Origin of the sequence: Vibrio crassostreae, assembly GCF_024347415.1 — a bacterium.
Lineage (GTDB): Bacteria > Pseudomonadota > Gammaproteobacteria > Enterobacterales > Vibrionaceae > Vibrio > Vibrio crassostreae.
In genome coordinates, this window is the sequence record NZ_AP025478.1 from 59,263 (window position 1) to 71,824 (window position 12,562).

Sequence of the window (12,562 nt, forward strand, 5' to 3'; positions counted from 1 at the left end):
AGCACCTCATCAAAAGTTGGGGGCGAAAGAGGGTTATTGGGAATAGAGCGCGCGCAACAGTGGATGAATGTTTTGCTGCGCATCCCCGGCCGCGAGGTAATCCAGAGCTTGGTAAAGTGAAATGTTGCCGTAAAGGATGTCGTAGTCACTGGCTTTGCAAGGCTGCTTAGGTAAGCAACGGTTTTGTTTGACCGAAACAAAGGCCGGTACGCGATGAATATCAAATTGCTTAAACCAATCAGGGCTGATGGAAAAGCCGCTTTGAATGGGCGCCTTATTGGGGGAGCGTATCAAGGCCTCGATCCGCTTGGCCGTGGCCGGAAAACCTTCAGGTAAGACACCGCGTATCACCAGTGGAACGCCTAAGTGCTCACTTTGCATCAGAAGCTGTTTGAGCGCGGTCTTGGGCATGGTGAGTGAAACAAACACCATTACCCCTTTTGGGGCTTGGTCAGGGTGGCGCGTGGGCTTTTGTCGCCCCAATAAGGGGGACAGGCTCTCCTCTTTTATCAAATCTTGAACATTGCGGCTGAGAGTCAGCGCTTCTTCTCGATAAGCCTGGGCTTTATTTTGTATGTCGTCCGTAGGCCACGTCTTCGCCGCCTCCGGTTGTTGAGTCATTTTTTGCTCAAGCTTGGCAAAAGCTTTGAGCTCTTGCTCAGTGTAAGCTTGGGCGGGTAACGCGATAAAAAAACACAGAAAAACAAGAGAGCGCCTAAAGGTGCTCTCAAAAGATGGAATGGTCATAGTAACCTCTTCATTATGGCCGCTGAAAGGGTGGGTAGAGGGTGTGAGCGTTTTGGAAGCTGATTGACAGCACCTTACGAGCATTGAGATCGCGACAAAACGAGAAGCAAAACTGCGAGAGCGGGAAACAGCAGTAAATGTGCTTGTGGTTGGCGAGCTCTGTTTTTAAAAAATCGGTAAGGGAGTCAGGGTGACTGGCAATAAAGAGGTCCGTTTCATTTTTGTGGGGAAGAATGGGCATCATCGCGTCACCTTATAAAAAGACACAGTTGCGCTTTCGCCATTGTACAAAACCAAAGTTATCCCCTGTCACCGGGTTGTCATGGCCGGCTTCCCAGAGTGTGGTTGTCGTGGTGTACGGGTGACACCAGGCGGCATCGGGAATAGGCCCCGACATTTGATACCGATAACGAGATTTTGGCAAAATAGGATCGGGATATTGATAACAAATCGCGCCATCTTCGCCGCGCGTCTCCCAGATGATCCCTTGCCGGTGCAGTTTGTAGTTCAGCTTTTCCATCAAGAGTGTCGCCGCCTGGATGGGCGTGTCTCGATAGTTGGTGGTGCCGGTGAGCGGATAGGCACTGCCCTGTGAGCCTAAACACCAAAATAACGCATCAATAGGTAAGGCAGTATTAGTGGAGGTCAACAGGGCTTCGGGCACGCAAGCAAGCTGCGCCACCAGGTTACCAAACAGTAACGCTTCGGGATTGAGAATGAGGGATAACTCATCGTCGTCCCAAAGTGGGTCAATTTCCGTCATGTAGGCCACATCAAAAACGTCCGTGGCCATGCAGGCGGTGGATTGCATCAGTTGCAGCCAATAAATGACGGGGTACTTATACCAATGGGCGTGATAAAAGCCTCCGTCACTGCTGTCACTGTCACGGGCGGTCACGCGCCCACCGATACGCTGAGTGTTAGCGCCGGACATTTGCACGCCCATGTTCACCATACAGTAAGGGACGCGCGTGATATCGGTTAAGGCATAAGGCTCCCAATAGCCAATGTTGATGCCTATTTGCACAAAGATAGGCGGCGGTTTAGGGCAATAAGAGATAGGCAGTGTGGGGTTGGGCGTATCGGGGTACTTAGAAGGCATGACGGTGGCCGAGCCTATCGTCATCGGAAACAAGCAATCCCAACAAATATCGGTCATGGGGTTAATAAAACGGCTTTTACACGCTGCACTGGCTGCTAGGGTTGATGGGGCAATAAAAACCAATAGGCAGCACAACAGTAAACGAAAGTGTCGTTGTGTCATGGGGGTGTCCTTTTTCCACGCCGAGCGTGGTACTCCTTTTGTCTCGACAAGAGGCTTCGCCCCATTATCGCCGCCAAAAGCGAGCTTGGTTAAGAGAAAAAAGCGTCATACTGGAAGCATGATCAAGGGAGGTGCGCACTTCCAATGCGATGTCATTGTTATTGCTCTATCGCCAAGGGGTGCAAACCCGATACGTTCACCTCATCGATGCGCCAGCGCGTGCCTTCTTGGTAGGCAATCGCTGGGACGTGAGTAATGTTAAGCGATTGGGTTAAGTGGCCTTGCTGCGCAAAATACATTCTTGCGTCCAATAAGGTCGCCATTTCATTCGGGCTGCCTCCTGTCAGTACCCACTTGATTGGCTTGGCGTTTTGATACTCGCTGGCGAACCTTCGTTGCTGCGCGTCTCTGGCATCAAAAAAGACCAGCACCTTACTTAACTCAAATCGTGGTAGAACGTTTTGACCGTCGACCTTTGGCCAAGTGCGGGGTTCAAAGGGGTTCACTCTGGTGCCCGCTTTGGCAATCACGGCTCCTGTAGTGGGGGCGATAATGTCTTTAGGGAGGGTGATGCTTGGGTCAACGTAAAAGGTGCGGGGGTTGATCGTGGTGGTTAAGCCTGCAACGGGCGGTGGGTTTTCAATGCTTTGCTTGGCGCGCTCCGTGAACTCGTTTTGCATGTCCGCTAATTGACCACTGGCCTCAAACCCTTTCAGTCTTTGGTCAATCCACTCCAGCATGTCAATCTCACCGATGGGGAAGATAGGGGCCACTTGGCCCAAGTTCTTTCCAGCGGCATTTGTCGTTGCCAGTCCAGCGACCAAAAGAAAAAGGGGGGATTTAAGCGCTCGCCCCAATGGCTTGATTAAAGGCGTCAATGTCTTTGCCATAAAAGTGCCTGGAGGTTTGCTCAATGGCGCGCTCCAGTGAGTGGCCTTGTTTATAAAGATTTTCACAATACTCAAACTCCTTAGGCTCGGTTGAGAACATGGCGCGTTTCACCGGAGAGGCGAAAAAGCGGTGATAGGTGACATGGCCACCCGCTTTGATGCGCGCACTGCTGTATCCCGCTTCGGCAGACGGAGCGAAACTTTTAATGAGGCGCTGCTCAAACGGTGAGAAGGCATCCGGGTTTTGGATCAGATACTCATCAAACCCTTCCCCTTGACGAAGAATGATGTGGATATCGGAGTTGTTGTAGCAGGCTTTGGCTTCCTCGTTGCTAAAGAAGTCTTCAATCCCTTGAGTCACTGTACAAAAAGCGCCGCCGAACTTACGGGCGGTGCGATAACCGGTGTTGATGAACTCCCTCGCTTGCTCGTTTGCCCCAGAGAGGAGGCTCCAGGCTTCTTCAATGATGCACAGCTTTGGGGTAGAGCGAGAGCCAGCCAGGTACATCTGCTGGTTAATCGACACCATCAACGCAAAAATCACGGGTCTGAGCACAGCAGGCGGAAACCCATCCAGCTCCAGCGTGGTGATTTCCACACTGGGGTCGAGCATGGAGGGCTTGTTGAACACATCTTTGTACATGCCGTCGGTGCAGAACTTTTTCAGTTGCACCGCAATGTCTTTGATGCGTCGGTCGCTTTCTTCTCCAGCAACCTCAATCAAGGCGTCTCTGACATCATCCACCAAGGCTTGATTACCTTTACGCTCCCATGCCGTCACTATCGCATCGCCTAAGACGCTTTGTTGAAACGCCGTCAGTGGGACGTAGGGTGACGCGATGGTGGCAAACAACGCCGTGATATTATCGAGCGCTTCCATCATGGGGTCGACCGGTCTACCGTCATCATCCACAAACTCAAACTCAGCACTTTGCATGGCGCCTAAATGCGTGAAGGGATTTAAGAAGATGTTGGCGTGCGTCATGTACGTCCCCCCAAGGCTGAGCGTCAATTTTTTATAGCTGGCCCCTTTATCGAGGATCCACACTTTACCACCCATGGCGTAAACCGTTTCGGCAATCTCTTGAACCAGAAAGCTTTTCCCTGCGCCTGAGCCGCCGGTCAGAGCGATATTTTGGTTATCACTGCCACAGGTGAAAGGGTTAAAGAAAGAAATTTGCTGGCGCATCGTGGGCAGCAATACGCCGCCTTTTAACTGACAAAAATCCATGATGAGAGGGAAGAGGTTCACCAGATTAGAGCTTTTTAACGTGCGAACTCGGCCGGCTTTTTTACAATCGCCCCACAACCCTTCGCTCATCATAAAAGGCAACGTTGAAAGCAGCGCTTGTGGCTGATTCATTTTCAGGGGAATGATATCAAGGCCAGCATGGCTGAATGACTCCTTCGCCGCTTGGGTGTCTTTTTTCTGGTGGGTCTTATCGGTAAACAGGGAGACCGTGAGTACCATAGACGCAATGGTAAACTCTTTAGACAACAGACCTTTTTGTAGGGCTTTTCGCTCTTTGAGCTCATCTTCCGCTGTTGGAGCCAGCAGCGCCATTTGGCTGTTCACCGTCTTGGTTAAGTCTTTTATCTTATTATCGTTATCCGCATTTTGCTTACCGGTTGGCTCATTACGAAAGCTCAACGTGACGCGGTGAGGGCAAGTGATATTACGAGAAACGTTGCGAAGAGAAGAAAAGGCCTCAGGTAAGGCGTACAAGCGATAATCCCCAGGCAGACGAGAAAGTCCCAAATTGACCAGCCGTGTGCGCACCTCCTCCCCTTGGTCATTGGTATGACGGGTGGCGATATGGCCACGATGCGTTAACGCTTCGGTATCGGGAGAGAGGGCTTGCAGGTTCAAAGGCTCTAACGGGTTGTAGCCTTTTTCCTTTGGCCGGTCTTGTCGTTTATCAAAGTTTAAGATATCACTCACATCGGTCAGCAACATCTCAGGCGTGACGGGCAGTAAATCAAAACCAAGCTGCGCCAGTCCTGTCTCTAGAGTCATTCGCGCATCAAGCAGCTCTTGTGGGTCTTTTTCCGTGGTGGAGACAAAAAAGAACGCGTCGTAATCGCGCAAATCAAAGCGATTGTTTTTTTGTCGGTGTAAAAAACCGTGCTGCGCGGCGTAGTGGGCGTAAATGGCGTCATCGTTAGCCAGCTTCTGGCAGATACCGCCTCGCTGACTGAGTAGAGCTTGGTTTCCTTCGAGATAGTGCGCCACTCGGTTGTGACCAAACAGCTGCACTTGATAGTCCCATTTATCCCCTGCAGGCAAATCCCCCATGAGGTGGCTTAACGACTGAATTAAATCGTCGTTAGCGCCCCCAAGGACACTGATTTTAAAGCCAAAACCGCGAGAGTGGGGATTGTCGAACACCCGCTCAATGGGATCGTAATCTCGATACGGCAGTTCATGGTGAAGGTGGTTTTGGGCTTGCTTGGCCTCTTGAAATAAGGCGGATAAGCCACAGCGTGAGGAGGAAAACATGGGGGATCCCTTTTTCTATTTTAATGTTAGGGGGCGTGACACAATCTTGGACCGCTTGATGGATTCCCCCCTCATTGAGAGAAGGCTGAGACTGAATGTCGCGCGCCCATGATAAAAATGATGTTTAAGCTTCGTTTCTTTTTTTCCTAATCAATCTTTCCAAATCGCGCGCGCAGGGCGCCCAGACCAACGGCTATCGTCTAAGACAAAGTAAACATCCATCGTATCGATGTAGTGATTGTCTTTGTCGATGAAAGGGAAGACGGTGAGTTTTTTAACGTCTTCTTGGCTTCGCTCTGGCTCCCCCTCTCGATTGCGCCTTGGCAGTAAGGTAAAGGCGGAAGGTGGGGCGAGACGCGCTTGAGAAGAGACCGTGGCGTTACCACTGCCTCCGGTATAACCGTATAGGTTGTCTCGAACTTCGTTCATGGTGACGCAACCTGAAACGCCGCCGACCTGATCGCAACTGTATTCGCTCTCAAAGCCCGCGCTACAACCGGTCAGACCTAAGAGTATCGATAGTGAAAACAAAGCGTGCCTATTCATGGTGATTCCTCACGCCCAAAGCCCACGCGGCTTAACCCTTGTTGGGTGATTTTTTGCGCTAAAGGGTTGATGGGGGCGGTTTGAGTGGTTGGTGGAAGAGAGGGGGTGTTGGTAATGACATCTAACAGTTGATTGCTGTTGGAGACTTGCTCACGCTGCTCATTCATACGCGTTTCGTATTCATCGGCCAGCAATGGATCTAATGGAAAGCCTTCCAAAAAGACAATATTGACGATGGCACCAGGATTGACTTCCACTATCGGATGATAGAGTTCGGCCAGTTTGATGTAGTAGTCCGCCAATTTGCTGCCAACGCTCTCCGTGGCGCCGCCAAGCAGATTCAAGCCAATTTTATCGCTGTTGATGCTTTGACTTGGGCCGAGCGCCGTCGGTGTCGTGGTTTGTGCCAGCGCTTTACCTGCATCCCCTACGCCTTGCAAGATCCCCGCAATGCCGGCCATTTGAACGATCTTACCGTTTTTCAAAATGGTGGTACCGCGAATACCATTGCGACCAAAGTTAAACACGGTCGCATTGACGGGGATATCGAGAATATCGCCATTGGGTTGTATGCAGCTCATTCTACTGGTGCGAGCGACGCCGCGGCTGGATGAGATCTCACCGTAGACGGCGCCGGTGATCGTGCAATCCTTCAATTTAGAGGCCTGACCGTTGGGTAAGACCCCCTGATTGACTGTCTGAAAGACAATCGGTGAGGTATCCCCTTGTCCAGAGACGCCCCCATTAGCATCAGCGCCGCCGGTAATTACGGCGGTCACAAAGGTGCCGGTTGGCACGTAGTTATCGGTCGTGCGACGGGATTGTTTCTCCTCGACACTGGCTTGCCAGTGAAATTCAAAGCTATCAAAGGCATCACCACTAAAGGCCACATCATCTTGCTCTTGGTACTGGAACTCATTCACCTTGGCGTTATCCATGTTGCTATTAATGGCCGGTCTTGGGGGCAGTTTGTATTGGCCAAAGGTGTCTCCCTGGTTGGTCTCGATGCCGTGTTGAGTCGAAGGATCGCCTGCCTTGAGGGTTGAGGCTAATTGCGTCTCAAGCTGCGCCTTGAGCGCGTCAACTTCATCGAGCTTTTGTTGCATCTGCTGCTCAAGCTCTGTCAGTTGCGATTTTGTATCGCGCTCATTGGCCTTTTTAATGTTCTCTAACTCAGAGGTTAAGCTTTGTCCAAAGCGACTTAATGTGCCTTCAAACCGCGCTAAGCTTTGTTCTATTTGGTTGATTTTGTCTTGTTGAAACGTCAGGGCGGACTGGTTGTCTTTGTCGGTAAAATCATCGGTGACGACAGCGCCAAATCCGACATCTTGAATGCCCTTGCTTGGCGCTTGGGGAGACAGTGTTAACCGCCAAACAACAAAAGCCAGGGCGGTCAATATCAGCAATACCGTGAGCGTAATGGTGCGATTGCGCTTTCTTGTCACGGCATTGATCGTGCCGCCGTCTTCAAAGTCCCCGTCGGTGTCTTTGAAGACGCGTTTCTTAAAACGGCCCAAGGCGTCTTTTTGTTTATCGAGCATGGGTGGCGCCTCCTCCAGTAATGAGATAGAGCGTGGTAGTTTGCCCAGGTTTTAATTGATAGGCATCGAGCGCGGCTGAGCGTGCGGAATAGCTGTAGAACTGCGCGGTGGTCAGCGCCATGTCACTGCGGCTTTGATTTTTGAGCTGATAAACCACCCCAGAATAATGACGGCCCACGAAGACCGTTTGAGGGATGATGGCCAGTGACGCTTCATCTTTGGGTAAGGTTTTGGGGTCAACGTCGTGACGTTTAAAACCAGCAATGGGAGCGCCATCATGGACAAAACGTATCATGGCTTTGGTGAGCGCTGTCATGGCGGCGGGATAATCCGCCGCCTGCTCAATCGGGCTTTGCTGCTCTTTGTAATTTTGCGACCAAACAAACTCCGTGACCAAAGATGGTGTAGCTTTGGGGGTAATAAACAGCGCAAACAATCGCCCTTTCTCTGTCGTCAGGTGCGCGGTAAACGGTAAGGGAAGGTTAATTTTTAAGGTGATGGAGCCGGAAGCGTCTTTTTGGTTGCCCGTTGAGGTGCAAAACCCTTTCGGGCAGACGATCGAAATAATACGGTCATTGTTGACCAGTAAACGGTTCACGTTAATGGAAGAGAGTGACAAGGGGATCGTGTCGCCTTCGTCAAACTCATAGCTCACCATGGCGGCATTTTCAGCCAGGGCAAAAGAGGGGATGAAAAAGACCACCCAAAGCGCGATGGATAAAAAATAAGGGTGCCATTGCTGCGATGGGGTGAATGATTGCTCATAAAGATTCATCGGTGTTGACCTCGACTTCTTCAATGGAGAGTAAACCTATGACGCCTTGGTCATAGCTAAAGTTGACTTGATACCACTTCATCTCCGGATCTAGTGCGCGTTGGCCTACGTGCTTTTGGAGTTTCCCGTAGAGTTGTACTTGGAGAGTGTCGAGAGAAATTCGGACCGACTCGACAGAAAATTGGCTGCTGATGTTATCTTTTTTAACCACCGTGGCTTCTCGAAGCAGCTTAGGTTGAACGTTGTACCAGCTTGTCTCGTCTAAATATTCAAGTAACTGACCAAACTGACGTCCAACGCTTGCCGGCGTGATGTTGAGTTTCAGGTAGAGAAGATAATCCGCCATTTGCTCAAGATAAGGATCATCGACCGCGCCATCCGAAACCGTAAAGGCTTGAGAGAGGGTGGGCGGGACTAGGGTTCGGCTTTGATGGGTAAGGGCTTGATAACTGGTGTAACCCAACACCAGGTTAGTGATAAGCATAACAAGAAAGCCTGCACTCAAAAAAAGATTGAGGAGGCTTTTGACGGCCAGCTTATCCCGTTTAACAAACGGATCCATGATGAAGGGTCTCCTTAGAAAATCCAGTAACGACGACAGGCTGAGGGGGTACGCTTAAAGAGGGTGGGATGGACAAAGGAAGCCCCCCACCAATAAAGTGACAGGGTAACGATGTTGTCACCGTATTGCGCTTTGATGTAACGTAATCCCCCAAACCAAGCCAGCGATAACGTCAGCCCTATCATTTCGTGTTTAAGCCAGAATGAGAGGCCAAAAATGCAGAGGGCAGGCACGAGTTCATCAACTCGGAACCCGAGCCAGCGACGACCTTTGTTCATGTGTTTTGGAATAGAAAAAAACTGATGAGGGTCTTCCATTGTGACTCCTTAGCCTAAGCCGACGAGTGGTGCTCCAACATTCCACAAGACTGAGCCGCCAATGAACCCGCCAACGGCCGCAAACCAGTTACGGCTCATCAGTCCAGTGACGACCGCCCCCGCAAGCCCAGTCCCCAGCATCGCGGTTTCAACCGCAGAGCCTTTGCCCGCCGAGTCTTTCATGGCTTGTTTACCTGACGCGAAGATATCGGCAGCCAGAGCGGGCTGAGTGATAAGAAGTGTCGAGACAGCAACGCCAAGCCCGACAAGGAGGGTGCGCTGGGTGCGTTTTTTCATAATAAATATCCTTATTGAGTGATAAATTTATCAAGTGTTTGGTCATGATGGAGTAAAAGACCTCCTTGCCTGAGAAGCTGGGAAGAAGGGTTAGGTTGTCCTAGGCAGACCGTGCAACGTGCAAATTAAACGGCGCGTAGGGAGAAAGGTTAAAATCGACAGGTATAGGCACGCATCATAAAGAAAACAGAGAAGATTTCGCGTACTTCAAACCGCGATTACGACTCACATGTTGCTTCCAATTTTGAGCGCTAATGATGGTGTTCTTAAGCTTCCGATAACGTTTTTTACAAGCATTCTTTGAAGCTGGGAGAGTGAGACGGTTAACTGATTGAACTTGTTTTTGAACCGCAACAAAATGAACACCCTTCCAATAGAAAGGGAATGAAAGGTGTCCAGTAAAAGACAGTAAGGCGGCAAACGCCATGTGTTCACGCCCGACCGTTCCCAGTTCTTTGACGCTGACAAAATCCCCTTGTTCAACAAAGTGGCCTAATACATTCGCCGCCTCATCTGTACGACAATGTCCGTAGATAATCTGCATCGTTCACACTCCTTTTTAGGACATTGTTTTGTTCTTTTAAAAAAGCAAAACAATGGGCTCTCTTTCAAGAGCCGTGCTACAAACTGGCTTGAGCATTCTTGTAGTAGAATGCGCACATCCAAAGGGTGTGGTGTCTGGTATTCCCAAGTAACTCTATTTCACCACTCAACCAGCGTGCTTAATTGAGTAGAAAAACAGCCTTGGACGTCGCCCCAGAGAGGGCTCCTGAATTTGTTAGGCATATTACGCAGGCCTGCGCCCCTCTGCGGCGCTTTTTGCAATCGTGAAGGCAGCCCACCTTCGAGGCCATCTGAAATAAGATCTCAGACGGCAATATCATTCGTTACAGCGACCAATTGGGAAAACGTTTGAGATGATCTTCTAATCGAAGTTTCCCTTCGCGCTTTTTGGCCCGTTCTGCTCTTTTCGCCGATAGCGTTAACGTTTTATTCGCGTTTGCTGGTTTTATTCGCGTTTGCTGAAAGACTAAAAGCGATACCGACTTCCTTGTTATCAACCCTACATTCTGATTTCAAATTCATACAAAATCCTTTTCAATTAAGAAAAACCGAAACGACCGAGTTCAAACTGAAATATCGCTGAACCCTCTAATCGTTCAAAAGTGACCCAGAATTATTAAACTTATTTGCTTTTGTGATGGGTCTCTCAATCTTGCAATTTAACATAACAAATATAATACGCACCAAATTAAACTTTTGATTTTAATGGTTATTTTATTAAATTTAACGTTGCCTTTGTTTTTAATTTTAAATAATTAATCCATTAATTATTTTTATTGGGATTCTTTGATGTGCTATAAATTTTTCAAGGTTATTTGTTATCTCATTGTTATTTATCTGCTATTTTTGGTTACGCATTATATTTGTTATGTTAAGGGAAAAATCCCAAGGCACACTTAGCGTTTGAAATATCAGGCGACGACACGCTATACTTACCTGAGGTCTATAAGGTTAAAACACACGACATTGCTTACTCCTGTAGTGCCCAATGTCGTGTGTTTTTTCTAGGATTTAGAGTGTGTTAGAGGTGGTACTCTGACTATATAGCACTCGCAAAAAAGCCGTCTCCCCAACAGTAGACGGCTTTTTTGTGTCTAAAAAACCAGCGTTTGATTTCTTTTCTCGGTTGAGATAGGTTGAAATTTCACCGTTTGGACGACCAATCCGAACAGCTCTAAAAACTGTTGGACCTCAAAATATGACTCCTTTGACTCAGCCTTGGCGTGGGCTAAGCCCAACCAACACATTCTCAATCACACCGCTTGTTTATCCCTCGGGATGAAGTGCTGTGTGTTTTAAACGTGGACGGTGAATGTTATGAAGACGCCTGGACACGACTCCTCCCCTCCCCCGCTCGATAAATCGAGTTACGATGCGGAGTATCGCCGTAAGCGTAAGGATCGGAAACTGGATTTGATTGAATTGTATCAACGTGTCGTTGACGAAGAGAACGCGCGGAACCCTAAGACGCCTTTTGAGATCGGATTCAAGTCTCGCCGGTTGCTTCGAAGCGGTAAGGTAGAAACCCTACCGCCAGAATACGCGCGGATCTTAAAAGGGTGTGAAGAATTTATTACCAACCCCAATCGTTTCCCGTCACTTAATGCATGGGGCGGTGAAGCGGTGAATAATGTGCAGTGTCGCACCTTAATTGCGAAAGTATTAGCGTGCACTCTGCCGAACACAGACCTCATTGGAGGGCGCATCGGTTTGCCCACCGAAGCGGGATTGAAAACCATCAGCTACGACCAGCTTCAAGAAGATTATGCGTTGCGCTTTGGAGAGTTTATTTCGCCGAAGTCCTTTGCTAAAGCGGTGAAGTATCTAAAGCGTGCCAGCTATTTTCACAGTGAGCGGATCAATGTGTGTGTCGACCAAGACGAAGGGACGATACGCAGTGCACCCGCGTACAAACAGTTTACACCTCGCTTCTTTAATGACTTAAAAGTCGTGCGTTACACCAACATCAGCGAATTGATCCTCGCAACACGGGAACGCCAGACCAAGAAAGGACTGAGCTTTCAGTGGCTCTCTTTCCGTAAGATCGCGTCAGGGATACAAGAGATCTTCAATGCGTCAACGTTAAACACCTATGCGCAATCAACCTCAGCCTTCTTTAGTGAGTATCAACCGGACCTGGCCCCTAATTAAAAAGACACGTTCGTCTCCGCGAAGGCGGAGGGATCAGCACGTCTGAACCTTAGCCTACCCTGCTCTATCTCTCATTTTTCTGGTTTCTCCCAACAGGTTATTCAGGGTTATCTTGCGCACGCAGTCTCATTCGGAAGGGATTTCTCTATTCACGGTTTTTTATAAGAAAGGCCGTGCAAGAAAGGAAGGATAAAAAAGACCGCTAGAATGGCCATCAATAAGGGGCTGCGCTTATGAACACTACGTATAAAGATAAATATAATTAAATCAATAGAAAAATAAATACTTAAGGACAAGCAAAAAAAACGGCGCGGCAACCTTCTTTTGTCATACGACAGGAACCTTCTTCGATTAAACGCTGAGTCAGGTGGCTCCCTTTCATCATCTCCTTACTTAACGTCCACCTTC

Annotated in this window: 13 protein-coding genes; 1 reads left to right on the plus strand and 12 read right to left on the minus strand. The window is 49.1% G+C overall.

Features of this window, described 5'->3' with window-relative positions:
* Window positions 1-33 precede the first annotated feature (33 nt).
* The 12 genes from trbC to OC193_RS24635 form a co-directional block, all read right to left on the minus strand.
* Complete coding sequence (trbC, locus tag OC193_RS24580) at window positions 34-747, minus strand: type-F conjugative transfer system pilin assembly protein TrbC (RefSeq protein ID WP_132970467.1); 714 nt, start codon at window positions 745-747, stop codon at window positions 34-36.
* A gap of 253 nt (window positions 748-1,000) precedes the next feature.
* Complete coding sequence (gene traU, locus OC193_RS24585) at window positions 1,001-2,011, minus strand: conjugal transfer pilus assembly protein TraU (protein ID WP_207895005.1); 1,011 nt, start codon at window positions 2,009-2,011, stop codon at window positions 1,001-1,003.
* Window positions 2,012-2,169: 158 nt separating this feature from the next.
* Entirely contained in the window at window positions 2,170-2,901 is a 732-nt protein-coding gene (gene traW, locus OC193_RS24590) for a type-F conjugative transfer system protein TraW (protein WP_048660715.1), read from the minus strand.
* A complete protein-coding gene (traC, locus tag OC193_RS24595) occupies window positions 2,852-5,401 on the minus strand; it encodes a type IV secretion system protein TraC (RefSeq protein ID WP_132957374.1) in 2,550 nt (849 codons plus the stop codon). The genes traW and traC overlap by 50 nt, the downstream gene beginning before the upstream one ends.
* Before the next feature lie 150 nt (window positions 5,402-5,551).
* Window positions 5,552-5,947: a type IV conjugative transfer system lipoprotein TraV gene (gene traV / locus OC193_RS24600; RefSeq protein ID WP_017104313.1), complete on the minus strand. Its 396-nt coding sequence runs from the start codon at window positions 5,945-5,947 to the stop codon at window positions 5,552-5,554.
* A complete protein-coding gene (locus tag OC193_RS24605) occupies window positions 5,944-7,488 on the minus strand; it encodes a TrbI/VirB10 family protein (protein WP_048666133.1) in 1,545 nt (514 codons plus the stop codon). The genes traV and OC193_RS24605 overlap by 4 nt, the downstream gene beginning before the upstream one ends.
* Complete coding sequence (traK, locus tag OC193_RS24610; RefSeq protein ID WP_017096434.1) at window positions 7,478-8,263, minus strand: type-F conjugative transfer system secretin TraK; 786 nt, start codon at window positions 8,261-8,263, stop codon at window positions 7,478-7,480. Before traK ends, OC193_RS24605 begins: the two co-directional genes overlap by 11 nt.
* A complete protein-coding gene (traE, locus tag OC193_RS24615) occupies window positions 8,250-8,825 on the minus strand; it encodes a type IV conjugative transfer system protein TraE (protein ID WP_048666134.1) in 576 nt (191 codons plus the stop codon). The genes traK and traE overlap by 14 nt, the downstream gene beginning before the upstream one ends.
* A 14-nt stretch (window positions 8,826-8,839) precedes the next feature.
* Entirely contained in the window at window positions 8,840-9,142 is a 303-nt protein-coding gene (gene traL, locus OC193_RS24620) for a type IV conjugative transfer system protein TraL (RefSeq protein ID WP_048666135.1), read from the minus strand.
* 9 nt (window positions 9,143-9,151) lie between these two features.
* Window positions 9,152-9,439: a type IV conjugative transfer system pilin TraA gene (traA, locus tag OC193_RS24625; protein WP_016800088.1), complete on the minus strand. Its 288-nt coding sequence runs from the start codon at window positions 9,437-9,439 to the stop codon at window positions 9,152-9,154.
* Between the two features lie 175 nt (window positions 9,440-9,614).
* Window positions 9,615-9,983 carry a hypothetical protein gene (locus tag OC193_RS24630; RefSeq protein ID WP_048660709.1) on the minus strand — a complete coding sequence of 123 codons (369 nt, stop codon included), beginning with the start codon at window positions 9,981-9,983 and terminating at the stop codon, window positions 9,615-9,617.
* 343 nt (window positions 9,984-10,326) lie between these two features.
* Entirely contained in the window at window positions 10,327-10,452 is a 126-nt protein-coding gene (locus tag OC193_RS24635) for a TraY domain-containing protein (protein WP_244155004.1), read from the minus strand.
* 868 nt (window positions 10,453-11,320) lie between these two features.
* On the opposite strand from OC193_RS24635, the gene OC193_RS24640 reads away from it, so the two are divergent.
* Window positions 11,321-12,154 carry a hypothetical protein gene (locus OC193_RS24640; protein ID WP_048666136.1) on the plus strand — a complete coding sequence of 278 codons (834 nt, stop codon included), beginning with the start codon at window positions 11,321-11,323 and terminating at the stop codon, window positions 12,152-12,154.
* Window positions 12,155-12,562: the final 408 nt, after the last annotated feature.